At 68.2% G+C, this 19246-nt stretch carries 18 protein-coding genes; 6 read left to right on the forward strand and 12 right to left on the reverse strand.

Annotation, left to right across the window (positions count from 1 at the left end):
- Nucleotides 1–97: 97 nt before the first annotated feature.
- Both CG50_RS04250 and CG50_RS04255 read right to left on the reverse strand, forming a co-directional pair.
- Nucleotides 98–1723, reverse strand: a complete 1626-nt coding sequence (locus CG50_RS04250) for an ArnT family glycosyltransferase (protein ID WP_161785381.1) — start codon at nt 1721–1723, stop codon at nt 98–100.
- Nucleotides 1720–2544, reverse strand: coding sequence for an LOG family protein (locus CG50_RS04255; protein ID WP_036635518.1), 825 nt, complete (start codon nt 2542–2544; stop codon nt 1720–1722). The genes CG50_RS04250 and CG50_RS04255 overlap by 4 nt, the downstream gene beginning before the upstream one ends.
- A 90-nt stretch (nt 2545–2634) precedes the next feature.
- Between CG50_RS04255 and dapD the strand changes: the two genes are divergently transcribed.
- The 4 genes from dapD to CG50_RS04275 all read left to right on the forward strand — a co-directional run bounded on the left by dapD (nt 2635) and on the right by CG50_RS04275 (nt 5850).
- Complete coding sequence (gene dapD, locus CG50_RS04260) at nt 2635–3462, forward strand: 2,3,4,5-tetrahydropyridine-2,6-dicarboxylate N-succinyltransferase (protein WP_036635521.1); 828 nt, start codon at nt 2635–2637, stop codon at nt 3460–3462.
- A gap of 112 nt (nt 3463–3574) precedes the next feature.
- Nucleotides 3575–3967: a hypothetical protein gene (locus CG50_RS04265; protein ID WP_051909491.1), complete on the forward strand. Its 393-nt coding sequence runs from the start codon at nt 3575–3577 to the stop codon at nt 3965–3967.
- Nucleotides 3968–4045: 78 nt separating this feature from the next.
- Nucleotides 4046–5308 carry a lytic murein transglycosylase gene (locus tag CG50_RS04270; protein WP_036635523.1) on the forward strand — a complete coding sequence of 421 codons (1263 nt, stop codon included), beginning with the start codon at nt 4046–4048 and terminating at the stop codon, nt 5306–5308.
- The gene (locus CG50_RS04275) at nt 5305–5850 is read left to right on the forward strand and encodes a DUF4202 domain-containing protein (protein WP_036635525.1); all 546 of its coding nucleotides are present in this window, start codon (nt 5305–5307) and stop codon (nt 5848–5850) included. The genes CG50_RS04270 and CG50_RS04275 overlap by 4 nt, the downstream gene beginning before the upstream one ends.
- Nucleotides 5851–5877: 27 nt before the next feature.
- Here the strand turns inward: CG50_RS04275 and CG50_RS04280 are convergent, their stop codons facing one another.
- The 4 genes from CG50_RS04280 to ade all read right to left on the reverse strand — a co-directional run bounded on the left by CG50_RS04280 (nt 5878) and on the right by ade (nt 10618).
- Nucleotides 5878–6744 (reverse strand): DMT family transporter, encoded by an 867-nt coding sequence (locus CG50_RS04280; protein ID WP_036635527.1) that lies wholly within the window; start codon nt 6742–6744, stop codon nt 5878–5880.
- 178 nt (nt 6745–6922) lie between these two features.
- The gene (locus CG50_RS04285; RefSeq protein WP_036635529.1) at nt 6923–7210 is read right to left on the reverse strand and encodes an HU family DNA-binding protein; all 288 of its coding nucleotides are present in this window, start codon (nt 7208–7210) and stop codon (nt 6923–6925) included.
- A 133-nt stretch (nt 7211–7343) separates the two neighbouring features.
- A complete protein-coding gene (locus tag CG50_RS04290) occupies nt 7344–8819 on the reverse strand; it encodes an AMP nucleosidase (RefSeq protein WP_036635530.1) in 1476 nt (491 codons plus the stop codon).
- Nucleotides 8816–10618, reverse strand: a complete 1803-nt coding sequence (gene ade / locus CG50_RS04295) for an adenine deaminase (protein WP_036635531.1) — start codon at nt 10616–10618, stop codon at nt 8816–8818. Before ade ends, CG50_RS04290 begins: the two co-directional genes overlap by 4 nt.
- Nucleotides 10619–10693: 75 nt before the next feature.
- Here ade and CG50_RS04300 point away from each other — a divergent pair, with 75 nt between their 5' ends.
- The gene (locus CG50_RS04300) at nt 10694–11008 is read left to right on the forward strand and encodes a SelT/SelW/SelH family protein (protein ID WP_036635937.1); all 315 of its coding nucleotides are present in this window, start codon (nt 10694–10696) and stop codon (nt 11006–11008) included.
- Nucleotides 11005–11832 carry an SDR family oxidoreductase gene (locus CG50_RS04305; RefSeq protein ID WP_036635534.1) on the forward strand — a complete coding sequence of 276 codons (828 nt, stop codon included), beginning with the start codon at nt 11005–11007 and terminating at the stop codon, nt 11830–11832. The genes CG50_RS04300 and CG50_RS04305 overlap by 4 nt, the downstream gene beginning before the upstream one ends.
- On the opposite strand, the gene CG50_RS04310 is transcribed toward CG50_RS04305, so the two are convergent.
- The 6 genes from CG50_RS04310 to CG50_RS04335 form a co-directional block, all read right to left on the reverse strand.
- Nucleotides 11820–13055 carry an MFS transporter gene (locus tag CG50_RS04310; protein WP_036635535.1) on the reverse strand — a complete coding sequence of 412 codons (1236 nt, stop codon included), beginning with the start codon at nt 13053–13055 and terminating at the stop codon, nt 11820–11822. The genes CG50_RS04305 and CG50_RS04310 overlap by 13 nt on opposite strands.
- 67 nt (nt 13056–13122) lie before the next feature.
- A complete protein-coding gene (locus CG50_RS04315; RefSeq protein WP_036635537.1) occupies nt 13123–14304 on the reverse strand; it encodes a TIGR03862 family flavoprotein in 1182 nt (393 codons plus the stop codon).
- On the reverse strand, nt 14304–15326 hold the full coding sequence (gene holA, locus CG50_RS04320) for a DNA polymerase III subunit delta (RefSeq protein WP_036635540.1): 1023 nt from the start codon (nt 15324–15326) through the stop codon (nt 14304–14306). The genes CG50_RS04315 and holA overlap by 1 nt, the downstream gene beginning before the upstream one ends.
- Nucleotides 15323–15829, reverse strand: a complete 507-nt coding sequence (gene lptE, locus CG50_RS04325) for an LPS assembly lipoprotein LptE (protein WP_036635542.1) — start codon at nt 15827–15829, stop codon at nt 15323–15325. The genes holA and lptE overlap by 4 nt, the downstream gene beginning before the upstream one ends.
- On the reverse strand, nt 15816–18362 hold the full coding sequence (leuS, locus tag CG50_RS04330; protein ID WP_036635544.1) for a leucine--tRNA ligase: 2547 nt from the start codon (nt 18360–18362) through the stop codon (nt 15816–15818). Before leuS ends, lptE begins: the two co-directional genes overlap by 14 nt.
- 182 nt (nt 18363–18544) lie before the next feature.
- The gene (locus CG50_RS04335) at nt 18545–19081 is read right to left on the reverse strand and encodes a DUF3576 domain-containing protein (RefSeq protein ID WP_036635546.1); all 537 of its coding nucleotides are present in this window, start codon (nt 19079–19081) and stop codon (nt 18545–18547) included.
- Nucleotides 19082–19246 lie beyond the last annotated feature (165 nt).

The following is a 19246-nucleotide window of genomic DNA, read 5'->3' on the forward strand; positions in this document are numbered from 1 at the left end:
AGGATCGCTTCGAAAAAACGGCCCCGGTTCAGCGCGTTCTGAACCGGGGCCGTTCGTTTTTCGGGGGTGCCCCGCCGGTCAGGGCGGGGCCTGCGGGTCACTGAGCGGGCTGGGCGACGGCCCTGCCGGTCCGGGCGCCCCACCACAGGCACCAGTCGGTGCCGTTGAACGGCACGCGCTGCGCCGCCTCGCGCGGCAGGGCGGCATCGCGGCATTCGGAGAGCAGCACGCCCCCCGGATGCGCGGCCAGCCAGCCGGCGGCCTCTTCGGGGGTGGGCAGCTGGATCGGCGGCAGCAGCCGGCCTTCGAAGTCGAACTCCTCGTGATACTGGTCGGTGACGACGGCGATGCCGCCTTGCTGATAGGGAGAGATCATCCGCCCGATCGTGCCGCTGTCATAGGCCGGACCGAGGCCGGTCAGCCCGATCACCAGATCGAAGGCCAGCACCACCGCCACGCCGATGCTCATCAGTGCGGCCAGCGCCTTCATCCGCCAGCAGGCCAGCGCCGCGACGACGATCAGCCCCGCCGCGATCAGCGCGACCGCGGGCCAGGGCTGAAGCTGCGCCGCGGTCTGCTTGCCGGCCGCGCCGAAGGCCGCCGCCACCAGTCCGAGGGCGAGGACCGCCGCCAGCCCCGCCGCCAGCCACGGCCGCCCGAAGGGCGCCCCGGACCGCAGTCGCAGCACCAGCGCCCGGCCGAAGACCAGCGCCGCCGCGGCCATCTCGGGGATCAGGTAATGCACCTGCTTGCCCGACACGAGCGAGAACAGCCCGAGCCCCGACAGCCCCCAGACCAGCACCAGCCGCAACCCGCGGTCGGCGAGCGTCAGTCCGCGCAGCCCGCGCCACAGCGCGCCGCTCCACACCCAGGGGAACAGCAGCACCGGCAGCAGCGCCACGAACCACCACAGCGGCCGGGCATGGGCGAAGGAATCGACGGTGCGCCCGGCGGTCTGCTTCCACAAGATCATGTAGCGATATTCCGCGCCGCCCTCGATCGCCGCGGGCACCACCCACAGCGCGACCAGCACCAGAGCCAGACCGAAGGCGATGCCGGCGCCTTTCAGCACGGTGACGAGCCCCGGCCGCCGAGCCGGATCGGTCCACAGCGGCGACAGCAGCAGCGCCGGGCCGAGGTGCAGCAAGATCGCCGGCCCCTTGGCATAGATGCCGAAGGCGATGGCCACGCCGAACAGCGCCCAGGCCCTGCGGTCGAGCCGGTCTTCGGACATCGCCCGCCACAGCGCCCCGATGCCGAGCAGCGTCGCGCAGGCGAGCATCGTGTCGAACATCGTCAGCCCGCCATAGGCCACGAAGACCGAGGTCCCGCCCAGCACGATGGCCGCGGCCGCGCCGCTGTCGTCGTCCCACAGCCGCCGGCCGAGCCGCCACGTCCCCCAGATCGCCAGCGCGCCGAAGGCCGGCGCGACCAGCCGTCCCGCGATGTCGGTGACGCCCCCGGTCAGCGTCCAGGCGATGTTGATCAGCCAGAACAGCAGCGGCGGCTTGTCGGTGTAAAGCCCGTAGTTCTTCAGCGGCAGCAGCCAGCTGTGTTCGAGCCGCATTTCCCAGGCGACGTCGATATAGCGGGTTTCGTCGATCGGGATCAGCGGGCGCAGCAGAACGCCCGCGACGGCGATGACGATGAAGGCGGCCAGGGCCGCGAGGGCGACCGGACGCAACCCCAGAGGCTGGCCGGAGGACGGGGAAGGGGTGCTCATTTCTCGTCGTAATCCCATGCGTCGATGATGGCGACGGCCTCTTCGGCGGTATCGACGAAGGAGATCAGTTTCAGATCGTCCTCGGCGATGGTGCCCTGCGCGGCCAGCAGCTTCCAGTTCACCACGTTCTCCCAAAACCCGCGCCCGAACAGAATCAGCGGGATGCGCCGCATCCGCCGGGTCTGGATCAGGGTCAGGGCCTCGAACATCTCGTCGAGCGTGCCGAAGCCGCCCGGGAACACCGTCACTGCGCGGGCCCGCATCAGGAAGTGCATCTTGCGCAGCGCGAAATAATGGAAGTTGAAGCTCAGCTCCGGCGTCACGTAGGCGTTCGGCGCCTGCTCGTGCGGCAGAAGGATGTTCAGCCCGACCGAATGGCCGCCGGCCTGATGCGCGCCGAGGTTGCCCGCCTCCATCACGCCCGGGCCGCCGCCGGTGCAGACCACGAAATCGTGGCCGTAGGTCTGCAGGCTGCGTTCGGTCATGATCTGGGCGAACTTGCGCGCTTCCTCGTAGAAGTGCGACAGCTCGGCCAGCGCCGGTGTGCGGGCGGTCTCCTTGCGATCGGGCGAGGGGATGCGCGCACCGCCGAAGATCACCACGGTCGAGTTGATGCCGTGCTCGTCGAGGATCAGCTGCGGTTTCAGCAGCTCCATCTGCAGCCGCACCGGCCGCAGCTCGTCGCGCATCATGAAATCCTCGTCCAGGAAGGCGAGGCGATAGGCCGGCGAGCGGCTTTGCGGTGTGTCCGGGATGCGGTGCGAGGCGCGTGCGTCCTCGATCGAATCGCGGAAGGTATGGCTGGCTTTATGGTCTGTCATGAAGGCTCTGCTCATTGCGCCCGTGGCCTGCACTGACTATAGGCAGAACAGGCGAAAATACATCCGTAACAGTGTCAGCAGGAGGACACCATGTCGAACGCCGCACTCGAGGCAGCCATCGAGGCCGCCTGGGAGATCCGCGATACGCTCACCCCCGCATCGAAGGGTGAAGCGCGCGATGCCATCGAAGCCACGCTCGAGGCGCTCGACAAAGGGGACCTGCGCGTTGCCGAGAAACAGGCGGACGGCGCCTGGCACGTCAATCAGTGGGCGAAGAAGGCGGTGATCCTCGGCTTCCGGCTGAAGGACATGGAGCCGATGACCGGCGGCCCGCAGGATTCGACCTGGTGGGACAAGGTCGACACCAAGTTCAAGGGCTGGGGTGCGAACCAGTGGCGCAGCGCGGGCTTCCGTGCGGTGCCCGGCGCGATCGTGCGGCGCTCGGCGCATATCTCGAAGGGGGCGGTGCTGATGCCGTCCTTCGTCAACCTCGGCGCCTATGTCGGCGAGAACACGATGGTCGACACCTGGGTGACGGTCGGCTCCTGCGCGCAGGTCGGCTCGAACGTGCATCTGTCGGGCGGCGTGGGCCTCGGCGGCGTGCTGGAGCCGATGCAGGCCGGCCCGACGATCATCGAGGACAACTGCTTCATCGGCGCCCGGTCCGAGGTGGTCGAGGGCGTGATCGTGCGCGAGGGCTCGGTCCTCGGCATGGGCGTGTTCATCGGCCAGTCGACCAAGATCGTCGACCGCGAGACCGGCGAAGTGATGTATGGCGAAGTGCCGCCCTATTCGGTGGTCGTCGCCGGCACCATGCCGTCGAAGAACGGCGTGAACCTCTATTGCGCGGTCATCGTGAAGCGGGTCGACGCGAAGACCCGCTCGAAGACCGGCATCAACGAGCTGCTGCGCGACTGATCGCCGCCGCTGGCCCGGCCCCGTCGCGGGGGCCCGGCCGTTTCCTTTCGCCGGACCGGGGGCGCCTGCCCGGTCCGGCCCCCCCTCGCTCACTCGCCCAAGGGTGCCCGCCATGACCGACAGCCTTCCCGAGAACGACTCTCCCGAGCCGAAACCCGAACGGCGGCCGAAGAAGCCGAGCCGCCAGCAGGTTTATACCCTGCTGATCGAGGTCGGCCGCAAGAAGGGCGACGGTCTGCCCAAGGGCGCGACCGGCGCCGGCATCCTGTGCTTCGCCTCGGGCGTGGACGAGGCCGAGGCGGTGCGCGAAACCGTGGCGATCCTGAAGGAAGCCGACCTCGCCCCCCTCGACGTGACGGGCTACGGAACGCTCGCCGAGCGCGAGAAGCTCGGCGACGAGATCGACGCCGAGGAACGCGCCCTGATGCAGCGCGCGCTCGACGAGAATTCGGTGATCGTGGTGCAGATGACCCCGTTCTTCGGCGACGAGCGGAAAACCCGCTGAGGCGGGAAAAGCCGATTCCCGCGCCCCGATGCGACTGCTAGACTGCCGGTAACGAAAACATGAGCAGTCGAGGCCCCCATGCGGCGCGCAGTGAAGATCCTTTCTCCAACCCTTCTCGCGCTGGCCCTCGCGGCCTGTTCGAGCCCGGCCCAGCATTATCGCGGCCCGTCGGGCTCGGCCGCGCCCGACGCGATCCCGGCCGCCGATCCCGCGCATGAGGCGGGGATGGAGAACTGGCTGGTATCGTTCAAGCCGCGGGCGATGCAGGCGGGGATTTCCGATCGCACTTGGCAGCGCGCCACCGCGATCATCCGCTACAACCCGAAGGTGATCGAGCGCGACCGCTATCAGGCGGAGTTCACCAAGCCGATCTGGGAATACCTCGACAGCGCGGTGTCCGAGACCCGCATCGCCAACGGCCGGCAGGCGCTGCGCGACAACGCCGCCGCCCTCGCCGCGATCGAGGCGCAGTATGGCGTCGAGAAAGAGGTCGTCGTCGCCGTCTGGGGGATGGAGTCGAACTACGGCAAGAACCGCGGCAAGACGCTGATCCTGCCGGCGCTGGCGACGCTCTCCTATGACGGGCGGCGCGGTGCGTTCTTCCAGACCCAGTTCCTCGACGCGCTGCGCATCATTCAGGACGGCGATACCGACCCGATGCACCTGACCGGAAGCTGGGCGGGCGCGATGGGCCACACGCAGTTCATGCCCTCGTCCTTCCTGCAATATGCGGTCGATTTCAACGGCGACGGCCGGCGCGACATCTGGTCGGACGATCCGACGGATGCTCTGGCCTCGACCGCGGCCTATCTGGCGCGCTCGGGCTGGCGGAAGGGTCAGCCCTGGGGGGTCGAGGTCACTTTGCCGGCGAATTTCGACTACGGTCAGGCCGGAAAGAAGATCAAACGCTCGCCCGCCGACTGGGCGGCGATGGGCGTGCGCGCGGCGCAGGGCGGCACCGTGCCCGATTACGGCCCGGCCTCGATCCTGCTGCCGGCCGGGGCGAACGGCCCGGCGGTGATGATCTTCGGCAATTTCACCGCGATCTCGCGTTACAACGCCGCCGATTCCTATGTGATGGGCGTGGGGATGCTGTCCGACGCGCTGCGCGGCCGGCCCGGCCTCGTGCATCCCTGGCCGCGGGACGGCCGCGCGCTGACCATCGCCGAGAAGTCCGAGGCGCAGCGCCACCTGACCGCGCAGGGCTATGACACCCAGGGCACCGACGGCAAGGTCGGTCAGAACACCATTGACGCGCTGATCGACTGGCAGAAGGCCAGAGGCCATCGCCCGGATGGTTACCTGACGCTCAACATGCTGCAAAAACTGCGCGAGGGATGATGCCCCGTCTCGACACCGCCCTCGCGGCCATCGACGCTGCCAATGCCGCCGATCCGGGTGGCGAGGCCCTGCTGTACGGTCAGCGGATGAGCGCCGAGCTCGACCGGCTGTTCCCCGACGCGTCCGAGGCGCTGCGCCTCGCCGCCCGCGGCCAGCATATCGAGCGCTGGTTGCTGCCGCGCTCGGACTATCCCGAGGGGCGGACGGGCTATCTCGACTGGCGTCGCGAGCAGGGCCGCCGCCATGGCGAGCGCGTCGCGGATATCATGCGGGCCGCCGGTTATGACGAGGCCGAGGCCAGCCGCGCCGCGCAGATGCTGCGCAAGGAAGGGCTGAAGCGCGACGCCGAGGTGCAGGCACTGGAGGACGTGATCTGTTTCGTCTTCCTGCGCCATTACTTCGCGCCCTTCGCGCCGACCCGCCCGGCCGAGGAGCTGATGGGCATCGTCGCCAAGACCGCGCGCAAGATGTCGGCCGAGGGGAGGGCGCGGGCGCTGGCCGAATTCGACCTGCCCGAGCCCTTCGCCGCGCTGTTTCGCTGAGCCGGTTTCGCCGAAGCGAAGGGCCGCTCAGCGGCCCTTCGACAGCTGCACCGCCAGAATGCCGGCGGTGATGATCGCGACGCCCACCAGATCGAGCGGGCCGAGCTTTTCGCCCAACACGAGTGCGGCGATCGCCACGCCGAAGAACGGATTGAGGAAGTGGAACGTCGCGGCCTTGATCGCGCCGATCCGCCCGACCAGCCGGAACCACACCCAGGTCGCCAGCACGCCCGGAATCAACGTGGTGTAGATGAAGGCCCAGACCAGTTTCTGGCTCCACTCGATGGCGGACCAGTCCTCGGTGAAGGCCGAGACGACGATCAGGATCGCCGCGCCGACGAACATCTGCAGCCCGACGATCATCAGCACATTGCCGCCCGAGGCCGCGCCGCGCACCGACAGCGTGGCGATGGCCAGCGCCAGCGCCCCGCCGAAGCACAGCGCCACGCCCACCGGATCGACCCCGCCCGACAGCCGCGCCCCCATGATCAGCGCGACGCCCAGAACGCCCGCGATCAGCCCGGCGATCGCCAGCGGCCGGATCCGGTCGCGGAACACCGCCCAGCCCAGAAGCGCCACGATCAGTGGCATGGTCGAGGCGATGATCGAGGCGACCGAGGCCCCGACCCTCTGCATCGCGACGAAATTCAGACCGAGATACAGCGCGTTCTGGCACAGCCCGAAGATCAGCGTGGATTTCCACTGCGCCCGGCTCAGCCGCCAGGTCTGGCCCATCGCGGCGGCGATGCCGCAGCCGATCAGCCCCGAGAACAGGAACCGCAGCGACAGCGCCAGCAGCGGCGGCGCATCCACCACGATCATCCGCGCCGAGGTGAAGGCCGATGACCACATCAGGGCAAAGGCCAGCCCCATGCCGATAGCGCGCAGATCCATGTTCGTCCCTCGTTGGATGGCGCCCTCGGGGGGCGCGTTTGTCCGATCGGGGGCCGCCCGGGATCTGTGTCCCCCGGGATCTGTGTCCCGTTGTCGTCTGCGGCGGACCCGGAAATGAAGAAGGCCGCCAGCGGTTCCCCGGTTGGCGGCCTGAAATAGCACGGAAAGCGGACGCCGATCAGGCGTTCACGCTGTCCTTCAGAGCCTTGGCGATGGTGACCTTGACCTGCTTGTCGGCCGGCTTGGTCATGGTCGCGCCGGTGGCGGGGTTGCGGACCTGGCGCTCGGGGCGCTCCTTGCACGAAACCTTGCCGATGCCCGGCAGGGTGACGGCGCCGCCGGCGGCGACTTCCTTGGTGACGACAGCGCTGATCGCTTCGAGCGCGGCGTTCGCGGTCTTCTTGTCCGCGCCCATCGCCTCGGCGATCGCAGCAACGAGCTCGGTCTTCGTCATCGGTTTCGACATTTTCAGTCCTCTCATGTGCCCCGGTGGCCCGGGGTCATTCCATCCGCGCGTGGCGGGTTTTCAACCCGCCCTCTAACACACGCTTTTTTTCAGCATGGCAAGAGCTTTCGCGCGGCTTTGCGGCTTTTCGCCGTCAGAGGAAGGCGGCCTCGTCGAAGCTGCGCAACTTGCGGCTGTGGATGCGTTCGAGCGGCATCGCGCGCAGCTTCTCCATCGCCCGCACGCCGATCTGCAGATGGCTCGCGACCTGGGTGCGGTAGAATTCCGTCGCCATGCCGGGCAGCTTCAGTTCGCCGTGCAAAGGCTTGTCCGACACGCACAGCAGTGTCCCGTAAGGCACGCGGAAGCGGAACCCGTTTGCCGCGATGGTCGCGCTTTCCATGTCGAGGCCGACCGCGCGCGACAGGCTGAGCCGGTGCACCGGGCCGGACTGATCGCGCAGCTCCCAGTTGCGGTTGGCGATGGTGGCGACGGTGCCGGTGCGCATGATCCGCTTCAGCTCGTAACCCTCCAGACGGGTGACCTCGGCCACCGCGTCCTGAAGCGCCACCTGCACCTCGGCGAGCGCCGGGATCGGCACCCAGACCGGCAGATCGTCGTCGAGAACCCCGTCCTCGCGCAGATAGGCATGGGCCAGCACGAAATCGCCGAGCCGCTGCGAATTGCGCAGGCCCGCGCAATGGCCGACCATCAGCCAGGCATGGGGGCGCAGCACCGCGATATGGTCGGTCGCGGTCTTGGCGTTCGACGGGCCGATGCCGATGTTGACCAGCGTGATGCCGTTCCCGTCGGGCCGCTTCAGGTGATAGGTCGGCATCTGCGGCATCTTCGCCGGGGCCATCAGCGCCTCGTCGGGCGAGAAGATCTCGTGATTGCCGGGGCCGGTGAAGCTCGTGTAGCCCGAGGCGGGATCGGCCAGCATCTGGCGCGCGACCTTCTCGAACTCCTCGACGTAGAACTGATAGTTGGTGAACAGCACGTAGTTCTGGAACTGCTCGGCCGCGGTCGCGGTGTAATGGCTGAGCCGGGCGAGCGAGTAATCCACCCGCTGCGCGGTGAACGGCGCCAGATGGCCCGAGCCGTCCGGGTTCGGCCCGGCGGTGCCGTTCACGATATCGTCGTTCATCGACGACAGATCCGGCACGTCGAACACGTCGCGCAGGCTGAAATCGAGAACGCCCTCCTGCGGGATCACCACGCCGTGGCGCGAGGCGACGGCGAAATGCACCGGGATCGGTGTCGCCGAGGGGCCGACCGTCACGCCGATGTCGTGGTTCTTCATCAGCAGGCCGATCTGCTCGGTCAGGTAATTGCGGAACAGATCGGGGCGGGTGATCGTCGCGACATAGGTGCCGGGCACGGCGACATGGCCGAAGCTCAGCCGCGAATCGCCCTTGAGATACGAGGTCACGGCGATCCGCACCTCGGGGTAGAAGGCGCGGAAGCGCCGCCCGGCCCGGCCGGTGTTCAGCACGTCGTTGAAGCGCTCGAGCAGGAAATCCGTCGCCTGGGCATACAGCTCTTCCAGACGGGCGACGGCGGCCTCGGCGGTGGTGAAAAGTTCGGGGGCGGGGGTCTCGGGGGTCAGAAAACTCAGCGGTGCAGTCATTCGAAAAGGTCCGTGATCTCGAAACGGGTGACGTCGACGATGCCGAGGTCCGAAATCCGGATCTCGGGGATCACCACCAGCGCCAGAAGCGAGTGTTGCATATAGGCATTGTTCAGCGTGCAGCCGCATTCGGCCATCGCGGCGACCATGCGATCGGCGCGCGCGGCCACGGTTTCGGCCGGATCGTCCGACATCAGCCCGGCGATCGGCAGCGGCACCGAGGCAAGCTCCGCCCCGTCCTTCCACACGGTGATGCCGCCGCCCATCTCGCCCAGACGGTTGGCGACGGCGGCCATCATCTCGCGGTCGGTGCCGACGACGATCATGTGATGGCTGTCATGGGCGACGGTCGAGCCCATCGCCATCCGCCCCTTGTAGCCGAAGCCCGAGACGAAGCCGTTCACCACGCCGCCGGTGCCGCGGTGGCGCTCGACCAGCGCGATCTGCGCCAGATCGCGGGCGGGGTCGGCCTCGACCTTGCCGTCGGTCACCGCCATCTCGGCGGTCAGCGCCTTGGTGGGGGCCTGATTCTCGATCACGCCGATCACCCGCGCGGTGACGGTGTTCGCCCCTTCAGGTGCGCCGATCGCGAAGTCCCCGGCCGCCAGACGCTTGCCCAGATGCACGGTGTCGCGCGCCGAGCGCGGCCAGTCGTAATGCGGGCAGTCGACCAGACGCTTGCCGTCCTTCGCCACGGTCACGCCGCGGGCGATCACCTGCTCGACGGGCAGCGTCACCAGATCCGAGGACAGGATCACATCCGCCCGCCGGCCCGGCGCGATGGAGCCGAGCTCGCGCTCCAGCCCGAAATGCGTCGCGGTGTTCACCGTGCACATCTGCAACGCCACGAGCGGCGGGCAGCCGCAGGACACCGCATGGCGATAGACGCGGTTCATGTGCCCCTCGGCCACCAGCGTGCCCGAGTGGCTGTCGTCGGTGCACAGGATGAAGTTGCGCGGATCGAGGCCCTTCTCGGTTACCGCGGTGATCTGCGTCTTGACGTCATACCACGCGGACCCCAGCCGCATCATCGAGCGCATCCCGTTCCGGACCCGCGCGATGGCGTCTTCCTCGCGCGTGCCCTCGTGATCGTCGGCGGGCCCCCCCGCCAGATAGGCGCGGAACGGCGCGCCCTTGTCGGGGCTGGCGTAATGGCCGCCCACGGTCTTGCGTGCGTTTTGCGTCGCGGCGATCTCGGCCAGCATCTTCGGGTCGGCGGCGATCACGCCCGGGAAGTTCATCATTTCGCCCAGCCCGACGATGCCGGGCCAGGTCATCGCCTCGGCGACGTCGGCGGCCGAGATTTCGAAGCCCGTGGTCTCCAGCCCCGGTGCCGAGGGGGCGCAGCTCGGCATCTGGGTGAAGATGCTCACGGGCTGCATCAGCGCCTCGTCATGCATCATCCGCACGCCTTCGAGGCCGAGGACATTGGCGATCTCGTGCGGGTCGGTGAACATCGCGGTGGTGCCGTGCGGGATGACGGCGGCGGCGAATTCCGCGGGCGTCAGCATCCCGGATTCGATGTGCATATGGCCGTCGATCAGGCCGGGCAGCATGTAGCGCCCGTTCGCCTCGATCACCTCGGTGTCGGGGCCGATGGCGGCGCTCAGATCCGGCGCGATGGCGGCGAAACGACCTTCGGCGATGGCGATGTCATAGCCGTCCAGCACCTCGCGCGACTGGACGTTGACCCATCTGCCCTGCCGGATCACGGTGTCGGCGGGCGCCCGGCCCGCGGCGACGGCGATCAGACGCGGCGCGGCCTCGGGCCATGATTTCAGCGTGTTGTTCTGTTCCATGTCTCAGACTGGCACTCATGCGGCAGGCTGGCAAGTGACGTTGTGATGAAGCCGGGCGCGCGCTATCGTCGGGGCATGGAACCCGTCGCATCGCCCCCCCGCCGTCCCCGGATCTCGATCACCTATTGCACCGGCTGCAACTGGTTGCTGCGCGCCGGCTGGATGGCGCAGGAGCTGTTGCAGACCTTCGGCGAGGAGCTGGCCGAGGTCGCCCTGATCCCCGGTTACGGCGGCATCTACGAGATCCGCCTCGACGAGGAATTGCTGTGGGAGCGCAAGCGCGACGGCGGTTTCCCCGACGCGAAGGAAATCAAGAAGCGCATCCGCGACCGCATCGACCCCGAGCGCGATCTGGGCCATATCGACCGCGTGACGGGGCCCGCGTCATGAACACGCTGCTGTCGGTCGGTCATGGCTATTCGGCGCAGGCGCTGGCGCGGCGGCTGTTGCCCGCGGGCTGGCGCATCGTCGCGACCACCCGGTCCGAAGAAAAGGCGCGCGCGCTTGCCGCGACCGGGGTGGAGCCGGTGGTCTGGCAGGGCGGCGCGCTGCCTCTGTCCGGTGTGACGCATCTGCTCAGCTCCGTCGCGCCCGACGCCGCGGGCGATCCCGTGCTGCGCGACAACCGCGAGGCGATCGCCGCGGCGGGGCTGTCGTGGATCGGCTATCTCTCGACCACCGCGGTCTATGGCGATCATGCGGGCGGCTGGGTGGACGAGGACACCCCGCCCGCGCCCGCGATGCCGCGCGCGATCTGGCGCGCGAAGGCCGAGGCCGAATGGTCCCCGCTTTCCGCGCATGTATTCCGTCTGGCCGGGATCTACGGGCCGGGCCGCGGCCCGTTCGAGAAGCTGCGCGCCGGCACCGCGCGGCGTATCGTGAAACCGGGTCAGTTGTTCTCGCGCATCCATGTCGAGGACATCGCGCAGGTTCTGGCGGCCTCGATGGCGCGGCCGGATCCGGGCCGGGTCTACAACGTCTGCGATGACGAGGCTGCGCCGGCCGATGAGGTTCTGGCCTGTGCCGCGGCGCTTTCCGGCCTGCCGCTGCCGCCCGCCGAACCCTACGATCCGGCGACGATGACCGCGATGGCCGCAAGCTTCTATTCCGAGAGCCGCCGCGTTCGCAACGACCGGATCAAGACCGAACTCGGCGTCCGGCTGCTTTATCCGACCTATCGCGAGGGGCTGGCGGCGCTGCTTCAGGCCAGCTGATAGGCGCCGGGGCGGTCCTCGCGCACCGGCAGGTGAACCACCGCCGAGAACGCGCCCACTGCCACGCCGACCCACCACACCGCGGAATAGCTGCCATACATGTCATAGAACTTGCCGCCCAGCCACACGCCGAGGAACGCCCCGATCTGGTGGCTGAGGAAGACGAAGCCATAGAGCGTGCCCATGTAGCGGATGCCGTAGAGCTCGGCCACGAGGCCAGAGGTCAGCGGCACGGTGGCCAGCCACAGCGCCCCCATCACGAAGGAGAACACCAGCACGCTCGCCGGCGTGATCGGCAGCAGGATGAACGCAGCCGCAGCCACGGTGCGTGCGGTATAGACCCCGGCGAGCAGGTATTTCTTGCGCCACCGCGTGCCCGCCCAGCCCGCGGTGATCGTGCCGAGGATATTCGCCAGCCCGATCAGCGCGATCGACGCCGCGCCGAGCGCCGATTGCGTGGTGATGCCGAGCGAGGCCAGCAGGCTGCCCGCCGGAATGGCCGAACACATCTCGGTCACCATCGCGGGGAAATGCGCGGTGATGAAGCCAAGCTGATAGCCGCAGGAGAAGAAGCCGAGGAAGATCAGCGTATAGCTCGGATCGCGGAAGGCGCGGGCGACGACGGCGGTCATCGGCTCGGCGGCCGCCTGGCCGGCGTTGCGGGCGGGGGCGCGCAGCATCGGCAGCGCGGCCAGCGCCGCGAGCACCAGCACCGCGAAGATCATGAACACCGATTGCCACGGCATGTAGGCCAGAAGCACCTCGGCGAGGGGGGCGCCGATCACCTGCCCGGCGGACCCCGCCGCCGTCGCGATGCCGAGCGACAGCGAGCGGTTCTTGTCCGAACTCGCCCGCCCGACCACCGCGAGGATCACGCCGAAGCCGGTTCCCGCGATGCCGAAGCCGACGAAGACCTCCAGCAGGTCATGCTGCCAGGGCTGCGTGGCGAAAGACGACAGCACCAGTCCGAGCGCATACATCAGCGCGCCGAGCACGATGGCCTTGCGGTCGCCGAACTTCTCGGCGATGGCGCCGAAGATCGGCTGGCCGATGCCCCAGGCGAGGTTCTGGATCGCGATGGCGAGGCTGAACTCGGCCCGCGGCCAGTGGAATTCCTGCGCGATGGGGATCTGGAACACCCCGAAGGAGGCGCGCACGGCAAAGCCGATCAGCAAGATGACAGAGCCGCCGATCAGGACGGGGGTGAGAATGCGAGCCGACATCGGAACCTCCTTGGGGTTCCCAAGTGTCACCCAAAGGCGGCATCGGTCAATCGCGCAATTGTGTGCCTTACAAGCCCATTTTCGCGGCTGCGGCGCGGCCGGCCAGACGCCCGGTAGCGAGGCAGCCCGAGATCAGATAACCGCCCGTCGGCGCCTCCCAGTCGAGCATTTCGCCCGCGGCGAAGATGCCGGGCAGGGCGGTGAGCTCCAGATCCTCGCTCAGCGCCGTTTGGGTAATGCCTCCCGCGGCGGAGATCGCCTCGGCCAGCGGCCGCGGCGCGCCCAAGGGCACCGGCAGCGCCTTGATCCGCCGTGCCAGCGCCTCGGCCCCCGCGGGCAGCGGCCGGCCCCATTCTTTCACCAGCGCCAGCCGCACCGGATCGAGGCGCAGCGCCTTCCGCAGCCGGTTCGACTGGCTTTCGCGCGGCGAGATCCGGCCGATCTTGTGCGCCACCGCCTCGATCGACAGATCGGGCACGAGGTCGAGCGCGAGCGGACTGCCGTCGCGCAGCTCGGCCGAGACGGCATAGATCCCGCCGCCTTCGAGACCGCGCTCCGAGATCACGAATTCGCCGCGCGTCCGCCGCGTCGCGGTGACCAGCGCCACGCCCTTCACCGGCTGGCCGAAGAAGGGCGTCATATGCGCCGACCAGTCGATGGAAAAGCCCATGTTCGCCGGGCGGAACGGTGCGATTTCAACGCCTTCGGCGGTGAGCATCGGCACCCATGCCGCGTCCGAGCCAAGCCGCGGCCAGCTTGCCCCGCCAAGTGCCAGAACAGTGACCTCAGGGGTGAGCGTGACCGCGCCTTCGGGGGTATCGAACAGGAATTGCCGCCCCTTGCGCAGCCCGGTCCAGCGCCAGCGGGTGCGGATTCCGACGCCCGCCTCGCTCAGCCGGGCGATCCAGGCGCGCAGCATCGGCGAGGCCTTCATCTCGCGCGGGAAGACCCGGCCGGTGGTGCCGGTGAACAGCTCGACCCCGAGGGCGCGGGCGAAGTCCATCACCTCGGCCGGGCCGAAATCCGCGACGGCGCGGGCGACGACCGGGCCGGTGAAACGGGCGCGATAGGCGTCCATGCCTTCGTCACGGGTCAGGTTCAGCCCGGATTTTCCGGCCATCAGGAACTTGCGGGCAAGGGTCGGTTTCGCCTCGGCGAGAATCACCTTGTGGCCGGCGCGAGCGATTTCGCCCGCGGCCATCAGGCCCGCCGGACCGCCGCCGATGACCAGTGCGACCCCGCCCGCCATCAGTGCCGCGCCATCATGGTGATGCGCAGCAGCGCGCGTTCGAGAAGCGCCTCCTGCGGTGCCTTGGACGACGAGCGCAGCGTCAGATCGGTTTCGATCAGATGCTTCAGCGCGTCTTCGAGCCGGAACATCCCCCATTTCTGCGCCTGCGCCTGCATCTTGTCGCGGCGCGGCCCGAACACCGGCGGGCGCAGCTTGCCGATGCCCGCCCCCGGGCCGCCCGGGTCCGAGGCCACGCTGTGCAACGCCTTGAAATGACGCATCATCGTGATCGCGATGGTGACGGGCAGGATGCCTTGCCCCTCGATCCGGCGCATCATCGGTCCGAGCTCCTGCGCGCGGCCCTCGGCCACCACGGCGAGCAGATCGTCGAGGTCGGCCTCGATGGTGGCGGGGGCGTTCGCGGCAATCTCGGCCGGGGTGAGGGGCGAGGGGTCGTTCCACTTGTAAAGCGCGATCTTCTCGACCGTGCGGCGGAAATCGCCCGGGTCGAGCGCCCGCGACAGCGCCAGAAGGTCAGTCATCGCATCGGGCGAGAGCTGGCGCAGACCGGCGGCCTTGAGGATATCCTCGACCTCCTCGCGGCTTGGCGGGTCGTCGTAGATGCCGATCGAGACGGCGCTGCCGCTCCCCTCGAACAGCTTGCGCAGCGCCGATTTCGCGGTGAGGTTCCCGGCCGTGATGACCATATGCGCATCGCCCGGACGCCAGTCAGACAGCGCTGCGGTGCAGGCGGGCGCGGCGGTGTCGGTCGCATCCTCGACCAGCACGACCCGCTGACCGGGAAAGAACCCGACCGCCTTCATCGCGTCGAGCAGGGCCGCCCCATCCTTGCGCAGATCCGAACCGGGGATGCGGGTCAGGCGCATCTCTTCCTCGCCCTTCGGGCCGAGAAGGGCCGCCACCGCCTCTTGCCGGCGCAGCGCCACACGCATCGCATCGGCGCCGAAGATCAGCAGTGCCGCCCGCGCCGGATCGGGGCGCGAGAAATACCGGCTGGCGGCGATGCCCGTCAGCTTCATTGCGGCAAGGTGCTGGCCTGCGCGGTCAGCCGGGTCACCAGATTGTCCGCGAGAATCGCCATCAGGCGGCGGTGCGCGTCTTCCTCGGCCGCGTCGGAGGCGACGACCGTCCCCGAGGCCGACCACGAGGTGAACCCCGCTACCCGACCGGCCAGCAGCACGGCGTTGGTTCCGCCATCGCGCAGCACGTAATCGCAATTGCCGGTCAGCGAATAGCGGGTGGTGGCGTTGGTGGGCGAAACCGCCTCGCCGAGCGAATCGGTGGTGATCGTGTAACCGAGCCTGTAGCGCGGCACCGAGACCGGATCGAGCCGCTCGCTGATGCGGCGGGTGAAGTAGAAGTCGTCGCGGGTCTTCGGGTCGTCCGGCCGGACATGGCCCATCAGGCGGGTTCCGCCGCCTTCGGGTCCGTAAACCGGCGTGAACCCGCAGCCCGCGAGCACCGCCCCGCCGAGGCTGAGCCCGGCGAGACGAAGGAAGGTTCTGCGATCAGATGACGACATTGACGATGCGCCCCGGCACGACGATGAGCTTCTTGGGCTGGCCGCCGGCCAGCGCCTTGATGACAGCTTCGTCTGCCAGAACGATCTTTTCAACCTCGTTCGCAGGCATGGTTTTCGGCACGGTAACCTCGCCGCGCTTCTTGCCGTTGATCTGGATCGGCAGCGTGACCTCGTCCTCGACCAGAAGCGCCGGGTCCGCCTTGGGCCAGGGCGCGGTGACGACGAAGCCCTCGCCGCCCATCAGACGCCAGATGTCTTCGGCGAGATGCGGCACCAGGGGCCCCATCAGCTGCGCGGCGATCTGCATCGCCTGCCGCTTCACCGCGTTCGAGGCCTGCGACTTCGCGAAGGCATTCGCCAGACCGTAGAGCGTCGCCACCGCCTTGTTGAAGGCAAAGCCCTCGATCGCGCGGGTTACGTCGTCGATGGCCTTGTGAACGGTCTTCAGCAGGGCCTTGTCTTCGGCCGGGTTCCCGGCGTCGGGGGCACCCTCGGCGATTTCCTGCGCGATGCGCCAGACGCGGGCGAGGAACTTCGAGGTCGCCTCGGCGCCCGCGGCGGTCCATTCCACGTCACGCTCGGGCGGGCTGTCGGACATCACGAAGAACCGCGCGGTGTCGGCGCCGAACGAACCGATGATGTTCATCGGATCGACCACGTTCTTCTTCGACTTCGACATCTTGGCCGAGGGGATGATCTCGACCGCCTCGCCGGTGGCCTTGAGGACGCCGTTCTCGACCTCCTCGGGCAGGTGATAGACCGGCCGGCCGTTGGCGTCGGTGGTCTTGTAGATCTCGTGGGTCACCATGCCTTGGGTGAACAGCGCCTTGAACGGCTCTTTCGCCTTCTCGGGCAGATGGCCGGTCTTGACCATCGCACGGGCGAAGAAACGCGAATACAGCAGGTGCAGAATCGCGTGCTCGATGCCGCCGATATACTGATCGACGTCCATCCAGTAGGCCGCATCCTCGGCCACCGTCGGGGTCTTGGCGTGAGGGTTGGTGAAGCGCGCGTAATACCACGACGAATCGACGAAAGTGTCCATCGTGTCGGTCTCGCGCCGGGCGGGGGCGCCGCAGCACGGGCAGGTGGTCTGCGACCAGCTCGGATGGCGCAGCAGCGGGTTGCCCGGACGGTCGAAGGACACGTCATCGGGCAGCAGCACGGGAAGGTTCTCCTTCTTCTCCGGCACGACGCCGCATTTCTCGCAATAGACCACCGGGATCGGGCAGCCCCAGTAGCGCTGACGCGACAGGCCCCAGTCGCGCAGGCGGTAGTTGGTCACGCCCTTGCCGAAGCCCTTCGCCTCGGCGAAGGCGATGGCGGCCTTGATCGCGTCTTCGCCGGTCTGCACCTCTTCGCCGGCGAAGCCCTTGAGGTAGCGCACCTTCTCGGACTTCAGCGGAACGAATTCGCCGGTCGGCGCCTCGCCCTCGACGGGGGCGAAGACCGGGGTGATGGTGAGGCCGTATTTCGTCGCGAACTCGTGGTCGCGCGCGTCATGCGCCGGGCAGCCGAAGATCGCGCCGGTGCCGTAATCCATCAGGATGAAGTTGGCGATCCAGACCGGCAGCTCCCAGTCGGGGTTCAGCGGGTGGCGCACCCGGATGCCGGTGTCGCGGCCGAGCTTCTCGCCGGTCTCGATGGCCTCTTCGGTGGTGCCGCCCTTGCGCGCCTCGGCGATGAAGGCGGCGAGGTCGGGGTCGGTCTTCTCCAGCGCCTTGGCGATCGGGTGATCGGGCGAGATGCCGACGAAGCTCGCGCCCATCAGCGTGTCGGGGCGGGTGGTGTAGCACTCGATCTTGTCGAAGCCCTCGGGAGCGTTGACGGTCTCGAAGGCGAATTGCAGACCCTGCGAGCGGCCGATCCAGTTCGCCTGCATCAGGCGCACCTTCTCGGGCCAGTGCTCAAGCCCGTCGAGCGCGTCGAGCAGTTCTCCCGCGTAATCCGAGATCTTGAAGAACCACTGGGTGAGTTCCTTGCGCTCGACCGCCGCGCCCGAGCGCCAGCCCTTGCCGTCGATCACCTGCTCGTTCGCCAGAACCGTCATGTCGACCGGGTCCCAGTTCACCACCGCGTTCTTGCGGTAGACGAGGCCCGCTTTCAGCATGTCGAGGAACATCGCCTGTTGCTGGCCGTAATATTCCGGGTCGCAGGTGGCGAATTCGCGGCTCCAGTCGATCGACAGGCCGAGCGGCTTCATCTGGCCGCGCATGTCGGCGATGTTGCCATAGGTCCAGGTCTTCGGGTGGCCGCCACGCTCCATCGCGGCATTCTCGGCCGGCATACCGAAGGCGTCCCAGCCCATCGGATGCAGCACGCTGAAGCCTTGCGCCATCTTGTAGCGCGCCACCACGTCGCCCATCGTGTAGTTGCGCACATGGCCCATGTGGATGCGCCCCGAGGGATAGGGGAACATCTCGAGGACGTAATATTTCGGCTTCGACGGATCGCGCCGGGCGGTGAAGACGCCGGCCTCGTTCCAGGCGGTCTGCCAGTTCTGTTCGGTCTTGGACGGCTCGTATGGCGTCATCTCGGCCCCTCATTCCTGATCCGTGCGGTCCGGTCCGTGCGGATTTTCAGGGGGCTTGCTACACCGCAAGGGGGCCGCAGGTCCAGAGAGGGCACGGCCCGGACCGTCAAAAAGCGGTGTCGCGGCCTGTCGGGACGGGGCGGAAAAGGAAACGCGCGCCGGTGGGCGCGCGTCGGGAAGGATCAGAGCTTCGAGTCGGCGACGCGCAGCTGCCGTGCCCGGGTGAGGATCGCATCCTCGACCGCCCGAACCGTATCGGGCGAGACCGCGCCGCCCTTGCTTTCGAGCGCCACCCGCAGGCTGCGCGCATCGAGCGCCGGGTCCGAGATGTAGATCGTCGCGCGATAGGCGCGCCCGCCGCCGGGCGGGGTGCCGTAGCCGGTGACGATCACGCCCGAGAACGGATCGACCGACTGGATCGGCAGAAAATCGAGAACCTGCAGCGAGGCGTTCCACAGATACTTGTTCACGCCGATCTGCACATTCGGATCCGAGCGATTCGAGAACAGGCTCCAGACCGTCTTCGACTTGTCGGTGACGACTTCGCGATCCTGCTGGCGCTCGGTCATCTTGGTGGTCTGGGTGCTCGGGTTCGAGGTCGGATAGGCATTGCCCGAGTCGCTGACCGGCTGCTGCGTCTGGGTGCCGCCGCCGCAGGCCGCGAGACCGAGCAGGGTGCAGACGGCGATTCCAGCGGTCGAGAGATGTCGGATCGTCATCAGGAATTCATCCCCGGGCTTGGACCTTTGTTGCTGCCAGTCTCTATCCGAACGGGGGCGATGCGACAAGGCATTTCCCCGTGCGCGGTCCTTGCCTGTGCCGCGCCGGCAGGCGTATCGGCGCAAAGCGGCGCATCGGCCGGGCGGGCCGCCGGGAAAAGCCGG

The sequence above is a fragment of the Paenirhodobacter enshiensis genome (assembly GCF_000740785.1).
GTDB lineage: Bacteria > Pseudomonadota > Alphaproteobacteria > Rhodobacterales > Rhodobacteraceae > Rhodobacter > Rhodobacter enshiensis.